Origin of the sequence: Nocardiopsis sp. NPDC006938 (genome assembly GCF_042869555.1) — a bacterium.
Classification (GTDB): domain Bacteria; phylum Actinomycetota; class Actinomycetes; order Streptosporangiales; family Streptosporangiaceae; genus Nocardiopsis.
Genome location: NZ_JBIAGA010000001.1, coordinates 374272 through 390677 on the forward strand (window position 1 = coordinate 374272; position 16406 = coordinate 390677).

At 70.5% G+C, this 16406-nt stretch carries 14 protein-coding genes; 5 read left to right on the forward strand and 9 right to left on the reverse strand.

The window, feature by feature from the left end; genetic code table 11:
• The first annotated feature begins 83 nt into the window (after window positions 1-83).
• The 5 genes from ACFYL4_RS01680 (at window position 84) to ACFYL4_RS01700 (ending at window position 5586) form a co-directional block, all read left to right on the forward strand.
• Window positions 84-1370, forward strand: a complete 1287-nt coding sequence (locus ACFYL4_RS01680; protein WP_357759030.1) for an extracellular solute-binding protein — start codon at window positions 84-86, stop codon at window positions 1368-1370.
• An 85-nt stretch (window positions 1371-1455) separates the two neighbouring features.
• A complete protein-coding gene (locus ACFYL4_RS01685) occupies window positions 1456-2436 on the forward strand; it encodes a carbohydrate ABC transporter permease (protein WP_387515617.1) in 981 nt (326 codons plus the stop codon).
• The gene (locus ACFYL4_RS01690) at window positions 2433-3314 is read left to right on the forward strand and encodes a carbohydrate ABC transporter permease (protein WP_357759024.1); all 882 of its coding nucleotides are present in this window, start codon (window positions 2433-2435) and stop codon (window positions 3312-3314) included. The genes ACFYL4_RS01685 and ACFYL4_RS01690 overlap by 4 nt, the downstream gene beginning before the upstream one ends.
• An 86-nt stretch (window positions 3315-3400) precedes the next feature.
• Complete coding sequence (locus ACFYL4_RS01695) at window positions 3401-4873, forward strand: glycoside hydrolase family 3 N-terminal domain-containing protein (RefSeq protein ID WP_357759023.1); 1473 nt, start codon at window positions 3401-3403, stop codon at window positions 4871-4873.
• Window positions 4874-5121: 248 nt separating this feature from the next.
• The gene (locus tag ACFYL4_RS01700; protein WP_026129576.1) at window positions 5122-5586 is read left to right on the forward strand and encodes an Rrf2 family transcriptional regulator; all 465 of its coding nucleotides are present in this window, start codon (window positions 5122-5124) and stop codon (window positions 5584-5586) included.
• A 113-nt stretch (window positions 5587-5699) separates the two neighbouring features.
• On the opposite strand, the gene ACFYL4_RS01705 is transcribed toward ACFYL4_RS01700, so the two are convergent.
• The 9 genes from ACFYL4_RS01705 to ACFYL4_RS01745 form a co-directional block, all read right to left on the reverse strand.
• The gene (locus tag ACFYL4_RS01705; RefSeq protein ID WP_357759020.1) at window positions 5700-6056 is read right to left on the reverse strand and encodes a helix-turn-helix transcriptional regulator; all 357 of its coding nucleotides are present in this window, start codon (window positions 6054-6056) and stop codon (window positions 5700-5702) included.
• Window positions 6057-6214: 158 nt separating this feature from the next.
• Window positions 6215-6751, reverse strand: coding sequence for a CinA family protein (locus tag ACFYL4_RS01710; protein ID WP_357759017.1), 537 nt, complete (start codon window positions 6749-6751; stop codon window positions 6215-6217).
• 4 nt (window positions 6752-6755) lie between these two features.
• A complete protein-coding gene (pgsA, locus tag ACFYL4_RS01715) occupies window positions 6756-7367 on the reverse strand; it encodes a CDP-diacylglycerol--glycerol-3-phosphate 3-phosphatidyltransferase (protein WP_357759015.1) in 612 nt (203 codons plus the stop codon).
• On the reverse strand, window positions 7364-8797 hold the full coding sequence (gene rimO / locus ACFYL4_RS01720; protein WP_357759013.1) for a 30S ribosomal protein S12 methylthiotransferase RimO: 1434 nt from the start codon (window positions 8795-8797) through the stop codon (window positions 7364-7366). The genes pgsA and rimO overlap by 4 nt, the downstream gene beginning before the upstream one ends.
• A gap of 197 nt (window positions 8798-8994) precedes the next feature.
• Window positions 8995-10101 carry a helix-turn-helix domain-containing protein gene (locus ACFYL4_RS01725; RefSeq protein ID WP_387515621.1) on the reverse strand — a complete coding sequence of 369 codons (1107 nt, stop codon included), beginning with the start codon at window positions 10099-10101 and terminating at the stop codon, window positions 8995-8997.
• A 133-nt stretch (window positions 10102-10234) separates the two neighbouring features.
• Window positions 10235-12727 carry a DNA translocase FtsK gene (locus tag ACFYL4_RS01730; RefSeq protein ID WP_357759007.1) on the reverse strand — a complete coding sequence of 831 codons (2493 nt, stop codon included), beginning with the start codon at window positions 12725-12727 and terminating at the stop codon, window positions 10235-10237.
• 195 nt (window positions 12728-12922) lie between these two features.
• Window positions 12923-14608, reverse strand: a complete 1686-nt coding sequence (locus tag ACFYL4_RS01735) for a ribonuclease J (protein ID WP_357759004.1) — start codon at window positions 14606-14608, stop codon at window positions 12923-12925.
• Complete coding sequence (dapA, locus tag ACFYL4_RS01740; protein ID WP_357759001.1) at window positions 14605-15576, reverse strand: 4-hydroxy-tetrahydrodipicolinate synthase; 972 nt, start codon at window positions 15574-15576, stop codon at window positions 14605-14607. Before dapA ends, ACFYL4_RS01735 begins: the two co-directional genes overlap by 4 nt.
• Before the next feature lie 424 nt (window positions 15577-16000).
• Complete coding sequence (locus tag ACFYL4_RS01745) at window positions 16001-16381, reverse strand: phage holin family protein (protein ID WP_357758999.1); 381 nt, start codon at window positions 16379-16381, stop codon at window positions 16001-16003.
• Window positions 16382-16406: the final 25 nt, after the last annotated feature.

Genomic DNA, 16406 nt, shown 5'->3' on the forward strand with positions numbered 1-16406 from the left:
CGCCCGGGTCCGTTCATGATCCCAGGTCGTTTCGAGCACAGGCGCCGAGCCCCGGCGCGACGTGCGAAGGGAGATACGTTCACATGAGGTTCCCCAAGATCGCCCTGGCCTCGGCCGTGGTGTTGCTCGCGGCCGCCTGCGGCGGCGGCTCCGACGACGGAGGCAGCTCCTCCGGTGACGCGCCCGACACCCTGACCGTGTGGCGCATGGGTGACGCCAGCGAGGCGCAGAACACCTTCATGGACTCGGTGACCGAGCAGTACCAGGAGCTCTACCCGGACACCGACGTCGACGTCCAGTGGATTCCCTGGGGCGAGTTCAGCCAGCGGTTCCAGACCGCCATGGTCTCCGGCGGACCCGACGTCGTCGAGATCGGCAACGACCAGGTCCCCACCTGGGCCGACGCCCAGGCCCTCTACGACGTGTCGCCCTACGTCGGTGACTGGGAGGCCGCCGACGACCTCCTCGAAGGCGCCTACGCCAACGGCACCTTCGGCGACGCGCAGTACAGCATCCCCTGGTACAGCGGCGTCCGCGCCCTCTGGTACAACGCGGACTGGCTCCGCGACCTGGGCCACGAGCCCCCGGAGAACTGGGACGATCTGGTCGAGGTCTCCGAGGCCATCGAGGAGGAGCACGGCGTCCCCGGTTTCGCCGCGCCGACCGACTTCCTCAACGGCGTCGCCAGCTTCGTGTGGGCCAACGACGGCGAGTTCGCCGTCCAGGAGGGCGACGAGTGGGTCGGCCAGCTCGACTCCCCCGAGACCCGTGAGGCCCTGGAGTTCTACGCCGGCCTGACGGTCGACGGCATCTCGCCGAGCGCCTGCGTCGGCCTCAACGAGGTCGACTGCGCCCACGCCGACTTCGTGAACCGCGAGGTCGGGATGTTCATCGACGGTCCCTGGGCCCGCGCCCAGCTGGAGGACCTCAACGACGAGTACGCCGACCAGTGGGCCACCGCGCCCATCCCCGGTGTCGACGGCATGGCCCCCGCCTTCGGCGGCGGCTCCGACCTCGCCGTGTGGGGCACCTCCGAGCACCCCGAGGCCGCCTTCGACTACATCACCGTCCTGAACAGCAAGGACAACGCGATGCCCTACAACGAGGTGTCGTCGATGTTCCCGACCTACGGTGACGTGCTGGAGAGCGACGCGTTCCAGGAGGACCCGGTCCTGGCCGGTGCCGCCACGCAGGCCACCGGCGACCTGCGCCTGTTCCCGGACACCGCCAACTGGGGCCACGTCCAGTGGGAGCTGACCACCATCCAGAACGCCGTGCAGCGTCTGGCCCAGGGTGAGGACGCCGACGACGTCCTGCCCGAGCTGAACGAGGAGCTCACCGAGGCCCTCAACCGCGAGGTCGCCGAGTAACTCCCGTCCGCGTGTACCTCGCGCACGCTCCAGGGGCGGTCGCCCGAGAGGCGGCCGCCCCCGCTCAACCCGCCAGGAACGGCTCATGACACAAACGCTGGAACGCCCCACGGAACCCGAGGCCCGACGGCCCCGGGGGAGGTCGGGCCTGTCGCACCGCACGCGCCTCAGGTTCGTTCCCTACCTCCTGATCCTGCCCGCCCTGACCGTGCTGGCCGTGGTCCTCCTCTGGCCCATCGGCCAGATGGTGTGGATCTCGCTGCACGACTACGGTCTGCGTCAGCTCCAGGGCCAGGAAGCCAACTGGAACAACTTCGGGCACTACCTCTACGTGCTCACCGACGACCGCTTCTGGTCGATCTTCCGCAACACCATCGTCGTCTGCCTCTCCATGGTGGTCCTGACGATGATCCTCGGAACGCTCGTCGGCATCCTCATGCACAAGCTTCCGAAGTGGGCCTCCACCACCCTGGGGCTCGGGCTGATGCTGGCGTGGGCCACCCCCGTCATCAGCGCCGCGATCGTCTACCGCTGGCTGTTCGACACCCGGTACGGGCTGGTCAACACCATCCTGGACAGCCTCCCGAACTGGCTGGTCGGCTCGGGCTGGAACGAGTACAACTGGTTCAACGCGCCCGAGACGCTGTTCCCGATCCTGATCATCACCGTGGTGTGGCAGTCGTTCCCGTTCGTCGCCATCAGCGTGCTGGCCGGGCTCAAGAGCATCCCGAACGAGCTCTACGAGGCCGCGCGCATCGACGGCGCGACCGCCTGGCGGAGCTTTTGGAACGTCACCTTCCCGATGCTCCGGCCGCTCTTCGCACTGCTGCTCATCCTCCAGGTGATCTGGGACTTCCGCATCTTCACCCAGCTGTTCATCCTCGCGGGCGGCCTCACCAACCGGGACATCCACCTGATCCCGACCTACATCTACCAACTGGGCTTCGCCTCGACCCCGCCCAACTACGGCATGGGGTCGGCGATCGCCGTGATCATGACCGTCCTGGTGCTCGTGATCAGCGCGTACTACCTGCGCGCGATGATCCGCCAGGAGGAGGCCCGATGAACAACGTGTACCGTCTGCGCAAGGCCCTCGGCAGGCTCGGCGCCTACCTCGCGGCCCTGGTGGTCTTCGTCTTCGCGGTCTTCCCCGTCTACTGGGTGCTGGCCACGGCGCTGCGGCCCACCGGGGAGATCTTCACGCGCGAGCCCACCCTCTTCCCCCGCGAGATCACCTTCGAGCACTTCGAGCGGGTCCTGTCCGGCGTACTCATCCCCGGCACGTCCTTCTGGTCCTTCCTCACCAACAGCCTCATCATCACCGTCGGCGCGGTGTCCTTCGGCGCCCTGCTGGCGCTGCTCGCGGCGATCGCCGTGGCGCGGTTCCGGTTCAAGCTGCGTTCGGCGTTCATCATCATGCTGCTGGTGATCCAGATGGTCCCGGTGGAGGCGCTGATCATCTCGCTCTTCATCAACTTCTTCCACCTGGGCAAGACCCTGGACATCGAACTGGTCGGCAACCTGAGCGGCGTCTTCGTCATCTACGTCGCCGTGTCCCTGCCGATCACCATCCTGATGATCCGCAACTTCGTGTCGGCGGTGCCCCGGGAACTGGAGGAGGCCGCGGCCATCGACGGCGCGAACGGCTGGACCATCTTCTGGCGCATCCTGATGCCGCTGGTCGCGCCCGGTCTGGCCGCCGCGAGCATCTTCGCCTTCATCACCGCTTGGAACGAGTTCCTGGTCGCGTTCACGTTCCTCCAGAACAACACCGGTGCCTACACGCTGCCGATCTCGCTCCAGTACTACTTCGGCGCGGTGTCCATCGAGTGGGGCTCGATCATGGCCGCCTCGACCCTGCTGACCGTACCGGTGATGATCTTCTTCCTCTTCGTCCAGCGCCGCATGGTCTCCGGTCTGACCATGGGAGCCGTCAAGGGCTGACCGCCCGCGACCGTCACCTCCACCACCCCGTCCCCGCTACGCGTCTGCCCTCCCCTGGGCACCCTTGCTCACGAACGGAGTTCGTCATGCCGCACGACCCGACACTGGAGCGTCTGGCCAACGCCACGCTGCTGGTGCCCTTCGAGTCCCTCCATGCCCCCCGATGGATTCTGGACGGGCTGGCGGACGGGATCTCCGGCGTCTGTCTCTTCCACAACAACCTGGAGAGCCCCGAGCAGGTCACCGCGCTCAACGCGAGCCTGTGCGAGGCCACGGACACGCCCCTGATCTCGCTGGACGAGGAGGGCGGCGACGTCACCCGCATCGGCCAGGCCCGGGGAAGCGACTACCCCGGCAACGCCGCCCTGGGCGCGGTCGACGACCCCGAGCTGACCCGCGCCACCCTGCGCGCGCTGGGACGGCAGCTGTCGGGGCTGGGCTTCAACATGGACCTGGCCCCTTCGGTGGACGTCAACGTCGCCGACGACAACCCCGTCATCGGCACCCGTTCCTTCGGGGCCGACGCCGAGCTGGTCGCCCGGCACGCGGCCGCCTCCGTCCGGGGCCTCCAGGAGGCCGGGGTGGCCGCGTGCGCCAAGCACTTCCCCGGCCACGGCGCCACCTCCCAGGACTCCCACCACACCCTGCCCCGTGTGGAGGCCGACGCCGACCTGCTGCACCGCCGTGAGCTGCTGCCGTTCCGGGCGGCCATCGACGCCGGGGTGCGCTCCATCCTGACCGCGCACATCGAGCTGCCGGGTCTGGGCGGCGGCGACGGCCCCGCGACCCTGAACCAGGCCCTGCTCAACGACCTCCTGCGCGGTGAGCTCGGTTTCGACGGGGTCGTGGTCAGCGACGCGATGGACATGCGCGGGGTCAGCGGTGAGATCGGCATCCCCGAGGCCAGCGTGCTCGCGGTGGCCGCCGGGTGCGACCTGCTGTGCCTGGGCCGGTTCGTGTACGCCGACCAGGTCGCCCAGGTGCGCACCGCGCTGGTGGAGGCGGTCCGCGACGGGCGCCTGTCCGGTGAGCGCCTGGAGGAGGCGGCCGACCGCAACGCCCGCCTGCGCCAGTGGATCAGGAGTTCCGCCGAGGAGCGGTCGGCCGGGGCCGACGGTTCCGATCGGGTCGGTCTGACCGGGGCCCGCCGCGCCACCCGCGTGGACGGCGACATCCCTCCGCTGGAGAACCCCTACGTGGTCGAGGTGGACGCGCCGGCCGGGGTGGCCGTCGGCGACGTGCCGTGGGGCCTGGGCCCCTGGTTCGCGGACACCGTGCGGGTCTCACCCGAGACCGACGAGCCCGCCGCCGTGCTGGCGGCCGCCGCCGACCGCGACCTGGTGGTCGTGGTGCGCGACGCGCACCGTTACCCGACCGCCCAGGCGTTCGTCAACGGCCTCCTGAGCGCCCGGCCGAAGGCCGTGGTGGTCGAGATGGGCCTACCCATCTGGCGTCCCGACTGCGGCGCCTACGTGAGCACCTACGGCGCCGCCCACGTCAACGGGCTCAGCGCCGCCGAGCTCCTCGGCTCCGCGGGCGCCCTGGAGGCCGCCCGGTAGCGGGCGCACGCCACACAGCCACTCCCCGGGCGTACCCACCCCGTACGCCCCGCCGCGGCCCGGTCCCCACCTCTCCTCAAGGGACCGGGCCGCGGATGTTCCACCGGATACGACACCGGGGACGACATCACACATGTCCCCGAAAGCCGGTAGGAGAAGTACCCTTGGCCTGTAGCATCCCGGCCGCGGACGACACTCGTCGGCGCCCGGTGCCCCATTCGCCCTTCTAACCACGGCATAATCACAGCATGCGCCTTTCAGCCCGGGTCGACTACGCGCTTCGCGCGGCCGCAGAGCTCGCTGTCGCCAGCGACGGTCCGGTGACGGCCGAGCAGCTCGCACGCGCGCAGGCCATCCCCGGAAAATTCCTAGAGAACATCCTCACCCAGCTACGCCGCGCCGGACTGGTTCGCAGCCAACGGGGCCCCGTCGGCGGCTACTGGCTGGCCCGACCAGCGGCGGAGATCTCCCTCGCCGACATCATCCGTGCGGTCGACGGGCCGCTCGCCAACGTGCGCGGGGAACGCCCCGAACACGTCGACTACGACGGAGCCGCCCGCAGCCTGCAACAGGTGTGGATCGCCCTGCGCGCCAGCGAGCGCTCCATCCTGGAGGGGGTCAACCTCCAGCACCTGGTCACCAACGAACTCCCCGAACAGGTGCGCGTGCTGGCCGAGGACCCCGAGTCCTGGGTCAACCACACCCACCGCTGACGGACGCCCCCAGGGGGCACCGCCCAGAACACCGCGAGCCGGTCACCCCTTCAGGGGTGACCGGCTCGCGCGGTGAGGACTCGCAACAGTCCGCGTGGGCTGGCGGCCGGGTGTCACACACCCGCCATGTCGGCGACCTGGGGCACACGGTCCGGGACGGGAGCGATGCCGAGGTCCTGCGCCGGGACGGGGTCGGCCGTGACCGCGTCGCCCAACAGCGCGGCCTCCTGGAGCTCGGCCAGGGCCAGCTGGTCGGAGACCTCCCGGAGCACCTGCGAGAGCGGTACCCCGAGGGCACCGCAGATCGAGGAGAGCAATTCGGAAGAGGCTTCCTTCTGTCCCCGTTCGACCTCGGACAGGTAGCCGAGGGAGACCCGTGCATCGGCCGACACCTCTCGGAGGGTGCGACCCTGGCGCTGGCGCAGCCGCCTGAGCACGTCACCAAGTAGGTGACGAAGCAGGACCATCATTCGCGCTCCCTCCCACCGGTAACGACCTTCATATACAACACCGTACCTGCCCCACGCCCGATTCGGGCACCTCTTGCCGTCCTGTTCGCTGGAGGGGGAACCTCGTCCGGGGGTGGTTTTGTTCCCCGGCCCCGGGGGAGGTGGACCAGCCGGAGGGATCAGGCCCGGGTGTCTGGCGTCGCGTCCCCGCGAACGGCGGTCCTCAGGAGCGCCAGCGCACCCGCGACCGTGTCAAGGCGGATACCCGCACGATCCCCGGTGAAACAGAACCGGCGGACCCACGTGTGTGAGTCCGGTCCCGCCACCGCCACGTAGACGGTGCCCACGGGCTGGCCGTCCTGGGGCTCGGGCCCCGCCACTCCGGTGACCGCGACCCCGTAGTCGGCACCGACGAGCCGCCTGACGCCGCGCGCCATGTGGGCGGCGACCTCCGGGTGCACGGCCCCGTGCTCGGCCAGCAGGCCCTCGGGGACCCCCAGTACGGAGGCCTTGGTGTCGGTGGCGTAGGTGACGGCCCCGCCCCGGTAGGTGGTGGAGGAGCCGGGCACGGAGGTCAGGTGGGCGCCGATCATCCCCCCGGTGAGGGACTCCGCGCTGGCGGCGGTGGACCCGGCGTCGAGCAGCGCCCGGTGCGCGGCCCGCGCGGCGTCCAGCGCCGCGCGCACCGGCTCGGCTTCGGTCCCCGCTCCGCCCACGGCGCTACGCCTGCGCGCCGTCCGCGCCCTTGGCGCGCACGAGCCGGACGGCGTCGGCCACGTAGGTCAGCCCGGTCCAGAGCGTGACGGCCAGGGCCGCCGCCATGACGCCGTGCGCGATCCACGTGAACACGTCGGTGAACGGGAGCAGCTGCAACGGGAACAGGTAGATGCTGATCGCCACGATCTGGAGGACCGTCTTGAGCTTGCCCCCGCTGCTGGCGGGCATGACGCCGTAGCGCAGTACCGCGAAGCGCAGCGCGGTCACGCCCCACTCGCGCAGCAGGATGGCGGCGGTGACCCACCACCACAGGTCGCCCTGGATCGACAGCACGATCAGTGCCGCGCCGGTCAACGCCTTGTCGGCGATGGGGTCGGCGATCTTGCCGAAGTCGGTGACCAGGTTGTGGCGGCGGGCCAGCTCGCCGTCGACGCGGTCGGTGATGGCGGCGAGCACGAAGACGGAGAACGCGGCGATCTGCCACCCGAGACCGGGCAGGAACATGAACCAGACGAAGACCGGCACCATGACCAGGCGGGTCATCGTGAGGATGTTCGCGATGTTCCACAGCGGGGCCTGGGAGGCGGGCGGGTCCGCGGGGTCGTGGGTGCTCATCTGTCGGCGCTGTCCCCGTCCTGCTCCGCGACGAGGTCGGCCCCCATCGACTGGATGACGGTGGCGCGCACCAGGTCGCCGACGGCCAGGCCCTCGCCGTACAGGATGGTGCTGCCGTCGACCTCGGGCGCCTGGTGCTCGGCGCGGCCCTCGTAGGCGCCGTCCTCAAGGACGGTCTCCACCAGGACGGTCACCTCGGTGCCGATCCGCTCCTCGGCCCGCTGGACCATGAGTTCCTCGGCCAGGCGGTTGAGCGTGTCGACGCGCTCCTGGACGACCTCCTCGGGCACCTTGCCCTCGTGCTTGAGGGCCTCGGTTCCGTCCTCGTCGGAGTAGCCGAACACGCCGATGGCGTCCAGGCGGGCCTCGCTGAGGAAGGCCACCAGCTCCTGGAACTCCTCCTCCGTCTCCCCGGGGAAACCGACGATGAAGTTGGAGCGCGCACCGGCCTCCGGCGCGCCCTTGCGGGCGGTCTCCAGCAGCTCCAGGAAGCGTTCGCGATCGCCGAACCTGCGCATGCGGCGCAGCAGCGGACCGCTGGCGTGCTGGAAGGACAGGTCGAAGTAGGGCACCACGCCGGGGGTGGTGGTGAGCACGTCCACCAGCCCGGGGCGGACCTCGGCGGGCTGGAGGTAGCTGACCCTGACCCGCTCCAGGCCCTCGACGGCGGCCAGGCGCGGCAGCAGCTTCTCCAGCGCGCGCACGTCGCCCAGGTCCTTGCCGTAGGACGTGGAGTTCTCGCTGACCAGGAAGACCTCGCGCACGCCCTCGCTGGCCAGCCACTCGGCCTCGCGGACGATCTCGTCCGGCTGGCGGGAGATGTAGGCGCCCCGGAAGGCGGGGATGGCGCAGAAGGTGCACCGTCTGTCGCAGCCGGAGGCGATCTTGAGGTTGGCGACGGGGCCGCCGCTCAGACGGCGGCGCGGGGTGGCCGCGCGGTAGGGCAGCTCGGTGCCCTCGGCACCCGCCGCGTCGGCGAACGCTGCGTGCCCGGGCACGTGGACCTGGGAGGCGTCGCGGTCGGCGGGGCTGATCGGCAGCAGGGTGCGGCGGTCGCGGGGGTCGTGCGGAACCAGCGTGCGTCCGGCGACGACGTCGTCGAGCCGGTCGGTGATGGCGGCGTAGTCGTCGAACCCGATCACGTTGGCCTCGGGCAGCGCGTCGGCCAGCTCGGAGCCGTAGCGTTCGGCCATGCAGCCCGCGGCGACGACCTTCCCGCCGCCCTCCGCGGCCTCCAGCAGGGTCTCGATGGAGTCCTGTTTGGCGGCGTCGATGAACCCGCAGGTGTTGACGACGGTCACGTCGGCCTTGGTGTCGTCGTCGACGAGGTCCCAGCCGCCAGCGGCAAGGCGTCCGGCGAGCTCTTCGGAGTCGACCTCGTTACGCGCACACCCCAGGGTGACGAGTGAGACAGTACGGCGCGATGACATGGCTTCCAAGCGTGTGGGTGAGCTACGGGTGCTGCGGGGCGAGGCGCGGCCGGAGGCCGGGGTGACCGGTCGGGTCGTGCTCGCACGAGGGCGTCGCATGTCGCCGCCCGCAGCCCCCCACACTACCGTGGTTGACCTACCCGCCCGTACCCCGGCCTCGTCCGGTCCGGAGCCGGACCGCGCCGTGGAGACACCCGTCAGTCGCCCAGGCCCCGCGCTCCGATGGTGAACTCGCGGACCTCGCCGATCTGGCCGCTGGGCCCGTGGTCCTCGCCGTCCACGGCCACGTCGACCGCGCCCGCGTTGCCGACCCACAGGTTCAGCGGCTGCTCGGCCGCGTACTCCTGGGACTCGCCCTCCAGGAGGAACCCGGTGAAGAGGCCCTCCCCCTCCGCGTCCTTGACCTCGATCCAGCTGCGGCCGGTGCCGGACAGGGTGACGGTGAACTCCGCCGGAACGACCTCGACGGGCGGCTCCGCCCGCTCGACGGGCACGGCGGCGTCCTCCGGACGCAGCGCGGAGTCGACCGCCTCGTCGCCGCTGGCGCGGGCCGACTCGAAGGCGGTCCGTACGGGGTTGCCCTCGTCCCAGCCCTGCCAGGTGCGTACGCCCACGAACACGGCGGCGATCAGGATCAGTCCGACCACGGCCCACGGCCAGTGGCGCCGGAACGCCTCGGCCCTCCGGCTGGTCGTGCCGCTGACCCCGCTGCGGGGGGCCGCCGCGCGGGCCGCCCCCGGGCCCGGTCCGGGAGGCGGGCTCTGCGGCCTGCTGTGCCGACCGGGCCGCCGCGGCCCGGGGACCCCGTTGCCCGCCCCCGCGGGAACGCCCCTGGGGCGGTTGCGCCGGGGCGGTCGGGCCAGCTTCTGGTTGCGCTCGAAGTGCCCCCAGCTCTCCGCCCGCTGCTCGGGGTCGGCCTCCGCGTCACCGATGCTGCGGGGGACGTCCTGGGGCGCCTCGCGTTCGTCGGCCCCGGTGTGGGCGCGTCCCCCCTGCGCGGCGGCCACACGCGCCGCCTTCGGCTGGGCGGACGGGTGCCGGGGCAGGGGGACGAAGGTGGCCTTCTCGGGTGAGGCGTGTTCCCGTTCGAACTCCTCCAGCAGCGGTGCGGGGTCGATTCCGAAGAGCTTGCAGATCCTCCGGATGTGCCCGCGGGCGTAGAAGTCCCCTCCGCAGGGGACGAAGTCCTCGTTCTCGATCCCCCTCAGGACCTGCATGCGGATGCGTGTACGTGTGCTCAGGTTCTCCAAGGAGCAACCCGCCGCGATCCGTGCGGCGGACAGGGTCTGGCCGATCGTCGCCATGCGCACTCCCCCCGCGACTGTCTGTGCCTACGTCTACCCACTCTGCTACTCGGACACGGACAACGCAGGTCACCACGCCCCATGAAGGACTCAAGATCGCGCCAAATCGGACGTCACGGACGTGGTGTCCGTCTCATCCGCCCCGGATGTCGGTGAGCACCGCCGCGAGGTCGTCCGGCTGCACGAGCACGTCGCGCGCCTTGGAACCCTCGCTGGGGCCGACCACGTCGCGGCTCTCCATGAGGTCCATCAGACGGCCCGCCTTGGCGAACCCGACCCTGAGCTTGCGCTGGAGCATCGACGTGGAACCGAACTGGGTGGTGACCACCAGCTCGACCGCCTGGACCAACAGGTCCATGTCGTCTCCGATCTCCTCGTCGATCTCCTTCTTCTTGGTGTCGACGACCGCGACGTCCTCGCGGTAGCTGGGCTCGGACTGCTTCTTGCAGTGGTCGACGATCCCCCGGATCTCCTTCTCCCCCACCCAGGCGTTCTGGAGGCGGATGGGCTTGCCCGCGCCCATCGGGAGGAAGAGCGAGTCCCCCTTGCCCACGAGCTTCTCCGCACCGGGCTGGTCGAGGATGACCCGGCTGTCGGCGAGGCTGGAGGTGGCGAAGGCGAGCCGGGAGGGGACGTTGGCCTTGATCAGCCCGGTCACCACGTCGACGCTGGGGCGCTGGGTGGCCAGCACCAGGTGGATTCCGGCGGCGCGCGCGAGCTGGGTGATGCGCACCACCGCGTCCTCGACGTCGCGCGGGGCGACCATCATGAGGTCGGCGAGCTCGTCGACGATCACCAGCAGGTAGGGGTAGGGCTCGTAGACGCGTTCGCTGCCCAGCGGCGCGGTGAGCTCGCCCGTGCGCACGGCGGCGTTGAAGTCGTCGACGTGCCGGAACCCGGAGGCCGCGAGGTCGTCGTAGCGGCGGTCCATCTCCCCCACCACCCACTGGAGGGCTTCCGCGGCCTTCTTCGGGTTGGTGATGATGGGGGTGATCAGGTGCGGGATGCCCTCGTACATGGTCAGCTCGACCCGCTTGGGGTCGACCAGGATCATGCGCACCTCGTCGGGGGTGGCGCGCATCATCAGCGAGGTGATGAGCCCGTTGATGCACGTGGACTTACCGGCGCCGGTCGCACCGGCGACCAGCACGTGCGGCATCTTGGCGAGGTTGGCGACCACGTTGGAGCCCTCGACGTCCTTGCCCAGCCCCACCAGCATCGGGTGGTCGTCCGAGGTGGCCGCCGAGGAGCGGAGCACGTCGCCCAGACTCACGATGTCCTTGTCGGTGTTGGGGATCTCCACACCGATCGCGGACTTGCCGGGGATGGGCGACTGGATGCGCACGTCGGCGCTCTTCACCGCGAGCGAGATGTTCTTGGACAGCGCCGTGACCTTCTCGACCTTCACCGCCGGGCCGAGCTCGATCTCGTACCGGGTGACGGTGGGGCCCCGGGTGAACCCCGTGACCTCGGCGTCGATCTTGAACTGCTCCATGACACCGCTCAGGGCGGCGACCACGTCGTCGTTGGCCTGGGTGCGGGGCTTGACCGGGGTGCCCGGCTTGAGCATGGTCGGGGCGGGCAGCTCGTAGTCGCCCTCGACCACGCGGGAGGGGATGGAGAGCTGTTCGGTGGTGGCCGGAGCCGGGGTGGGGTCGGGGACCGGGGCCTTGGGCTTCTTGCGGGCGGGCTTCTTCGCCGCTGCGGCCGCCGCGGCCCCGGCCTCCTCCTCGTCGGTGAGGGCGGGGGCGATCTCCCCCTTCTCGGGGTCACTGGGCAGGACCGGGCTGTCGTAGGGGCGCTCGTGGTCGCCCGCCACGCTCTCCGAGGCCTGGGCCCTGGGTTTGCGCCTGCGCTGCTTGGCGGGCTTCTCCGGGTCCGCGCCGAGCAGTCCGATACCGGAGTCCGGGCCGCTGTCGCGCTCCATGAGGGCGCCGAACAGGGTCTGGAGGCGGTCCGGGATGCGTCGGATCGGGGTGGCGGTCACCACGAGGACGCCGAAGACCAGGACGAGGGCGAGCAGGAGCCCGGTGATCCAGGGGGTGACCACCGCGCTGAGCGGCCCGGAGGCGACGAACCCGATGACGCCGCCCGCCTCTTGGAGACCCTCGACGCCGTCGGCGGGCTGCGGGATGCCGTGGGCGATGTGGATGAGCCCGAGCAGACCGAGCATGATCGCGGTGACCCCGATGAACAGGCGCCCCGCGTCGCCCTCCCTGCTCGTGCTGGGCGTGCGCATGAGCTTGACCGCGATGGGCAGGAAGAGCAGCGGGAGGATCGGTGAGAAGGTGCCGAACCCGCCCACGACCACGAACCGCGTGGCCTCCAGCAAGAGGCCGTCGCTCTGCCACCACACGGCGGCGGCGACCAGGATGCCCAGGGCCAGCAGGATCAGCCCGGCGCCGTCGCGACGCAGATCCGGGTCGAGGCCGCGCGCGCTGCGCCCCACCGCCCGGGCCGCGCCGCCCACGGTGTGCGCGACGACCTTCCACACCACCAGCAGGAACTGCCCGAACAGGGTGACCACGTAGGCGATGGGCCCGTCGGGCATACGCTTCTTCGCCGCGGGTCTGCGCGCCGCGGGCTTCTTGCGCCCAGCACCGCCTGAGGAGGCACGCGTGGCCATCGGGGGGTCACCTCCACCGGAGACGGGATCGATTCCGAGGTCCGGGCACAGCGGCCCGGCACGGCGGGAAGCCTACTAAGCCGACCAAGCCGGGGCACGGAAGGGCGCGCGGCGTGTCGCGCTCGAACGGGAACGGCCCGGCCCGGGAGCGGGTTCGCTCCCGGGCCGGGCCGTGGTGTCACGTCTCCCCTGCGGTCAGACCTCGACCAGGACGGGGATGATCATGGGCCGTCGGCGGTAGGTCTCGTTGACCCACCGGCCCGTGCTGCGGCGGATGAGCTGGCGCAGCTGGTGCGGGTCGTTCACCCCGTCCGCGGCGGCCTTGTCCAGGGCGTCCTGGATCTTGTCGATGACGTCGTCGTAGGCCTCGGCGCCCATGCCCGCGCCCCGGGTGTGGATCTCGGGGTCGCCGAGGATCTTCCCCGAGCCCGAGTCCACCGCCACGACGACGGAGATGAAGCCCTCCTCGCCGAGGATGCGGCGGTCCTTGAGCGCGGCGTCGGTGACGTCGCCGACCGAGGAACCGTCCACGTACACGTAGCCGGCCTGCACCGCGCCGACGATCTTCGCGCGGTTCTTGTACACGTCCACCACCACGCCGTCCTCGGCGATGACGATGCGGTCGTTCGGCACGCCCGTGAGCTTGGCCAGGTCCGCATGGGCGCGCATGTGGCGCCACTCGCCGTGCACCGGCATGAAGTTGCGCGGGCGCACCATGTTGAGCACGTACAACAGCTCACCGGCGGAGGCGTGCCCGGACACGTGCACGAGCGCGTTGCCCTTGTGCACGACCTTGGCGCCCCAGCGGGTCAGGCCGTTGATGACCCGGTTGACCGAGTTCTCGTTGCCCGGGATGAGCGACGAGGCCAGCAGGACGGTGTCGCCCTCCTCGATGCGGATCTGGTGGTCCCGGTTGGCCATGCGGCTCAGCGCCGCCATGGGCTCGCCCTGGGAGCCGGTGCAGACCAGCACGACCTCGTCGGCGGGCATCTTGTCGAGCTGCTTGACGTCGACGATGGTGTCGCCGGGGATGCTCAGGTAGCCCAGGTCGCGCGCGATGTTCATGTTGCGGACCATGGACCGGCCCACGAACGCGATCTTGCGGCCGTGCGCGGTCGCCGAGTCGATGATCTGCTGGACCCGGTGCACGTGGGAGGCGAAGCACGCCACCACGATGCGCTTCTCGGCCTGGCGGAACACCTTGTCGATGGCCTCGGTCAGGTTCCGCTCGTTGACGATGAAGCCGGGCTGCTCGGCGTTGGTGGAGTCCGACAGCAGGATGTCGACGCCCTCGTCGCCGAACCGGGAGAACCCGGCCAGGTCGGTGAGGCGGCCGTCCAGCGGGAGCTGGTCCATCTTGAAGTCGCCCGTGTGGAGTACCGTGCCGCCGGGCGTGCGGATGCCCACGGCGAGCGCGTCCGGGATGGAGTGGTTGACCGCGAAGAACTCCAGGTCGAAGGGGCCGAAGTCGTGGCGCTCCCCCTCCTCCACCAGGACCGTCTCAGGCTTGATCCGGTGCTCGCCGAGCTTGGCGCTGATCAGCGCCAGGGTGAGCTTGGAGCCCACGATCGGGATGTCGGCCCGCTCGCGGAGCAGGAACGGCACACCGCCGATGTGGTCCTCGTGCCCGTGGGTGAGCACGATCGCCTCGATATCGTCGAGGCGGTCCCGGACGTAGTCGAAGTCCGGCAGGATCAGGTCGACGCCCGGCTGCTCCTCCTCGGGGAAGAGCACGCCGCAGTCGACGATGAGCAGACGGCCGTCGTACTCGAAGACCGTCATGTTGCGGCCGATCTCGCCGAGTCCGCCGAGTGGGACGATGCGCAGCACGCCCTTGCCCTGGGGCGGGGGCGGGCCGAGTTCGGGGTGGGGGTGACTCATACGGAACCCTCCGTCAGTCGTTCGACGCGCACGGCGCTGGCGGGCACGGCCTGGTGCGGGGCGAGGCCGATCGGGCCCTTGACCCCGGCGGCCGCCAGGTCCTCGCGCAGGAGGGCCTGGAGCTCGGACGAGGCGTCGGCGAGCGGTGTGCGGACCGGGCCGGACGGCAGGCCGAAGAGGTTCAGGATCGCCTTGGTGGTGATGACGCCCTGGGTGCGGAACATGCCGGTGTAGACCGGGGTGAGGCGGCGGTGGATGGCCAGCGCCTGGCCGACCTCACCCGCGTCGAAGGCGTCGATCATGTCCTTGAGGTCGCTGCCGACGATGTGGCCGACCACGCTCACGAATCCGGCCGCGCCGACCGACAGCAGCGGCAGGTTGAGGATGTCGGTGCCGCAGTAGTACGCCAGGTCGGTGCGCTCCATGACCCAGGAGCTCGCGCCGACGTTGTCCTTGGCGTCCTTGTTGGCGACGATGCGCGGGTGCTCGGCCAGCCGGACCAGGGTCTCGGAGGCGATCGGCGTCCCGGTGCGGTGCGGGATGTCGTAGAGCATGACCGGCAGGTCGGTGGTGTCGGCGATCTCGGAGAAGTGCCGGATCAGCCCCTCCTGCGGGGGCTTGTTGTAGTAGGGCGTGACCGCGAGCAGGCCGTGCGCGCCCGCCTTCTCGGCGGCCCGCGCCAGCTTGACGCTGTGGCGGGTGTCGTTGGTGCCGACTCCCGCGACGATCTGGGCGCGGTCGCCGACGGCCTCGACCACCGTGCGTAGCAGGCGGTCCTTCTCGTCGTCGCTGGTCGTGGGCGACTCGCCGGTCGTGCCGCTGATGACGAGACCGTCGTTGTGCTGCTCGTCCACCAGGTAGGTGGCGAGGCGGGCGGCGCCGTCGTAGTCGAGTTCCCCGTCTTCGAGCATCGGGGTGACCATGGCGGTCAGCATCTTGCCGAACGGGCGGTTCTTGGTTTCCACCATCGTGTTGAAAGGCTCTCGGGCCCCCGCCCGGAAGGCGTCGGGGCCCTGGGTTGCCCTTCCTCCTCTCCATGTGCGTGAAACAGGTGTGTGTGCGTCCCGAGCCGGGTGCTTTCCTCCGTGCACGGGTGAAGACGGCGCTGTGTGTCCGTCGCCGCGACCGGTGAACGCTCTGACCGGAAGCGGGAAAGTCTGTGTGTCCCGCACACGTGGGAGTGCGCGGGAGCGGGCCCGGTTCGGCCCCCGTCCTCGCGGGTTGAGGTGAGGGGCCGTGTCCGGTGGTGCGGCGGACCGGGTCACCTGGAGCCTACGCGCTCGACCGGTGCCCGGCTGTGTGAACCTACCCGCACCGGGCCCGCGTCACTCGGACGGGGCCCGGTGTCACCGTGGTCGGCGCACGGTGTGCGGGTGTCGTTTCGGGCGTGTCTCAGTCGTCCTTGTTGTCGGGCAGGAACATGCTGACGACCCAGCTCACGATGGTGACGACGATGGCGCCCCAGAACGCGGGCCAGAACCCGTCGACGTAGAAGGGGACGTCGAACAGTCCGGCGATCCACGCGGTGAGCATGAACAGCAGCGCGTTCACCACCAGCCCGATCAGCCCGAGCGTGAGGGCGTAGAACAGGCAGCCGACCGTCTTCACGATCGGTTTGATGACCGCGTTGACCACACCGAAGATCGCGCCGACCACGAGGTAGACGACGATCTGACCGGCGGTGTCCTGCGCCGTGACGTCGATCCCGTCGATGAGGAGGACAGCGGCCCAAAGGGCCAGCGCGTTCGCGATAACTCTGATAATGAGGCTCACAACGTAGATGTTCCCATGCCGGTGC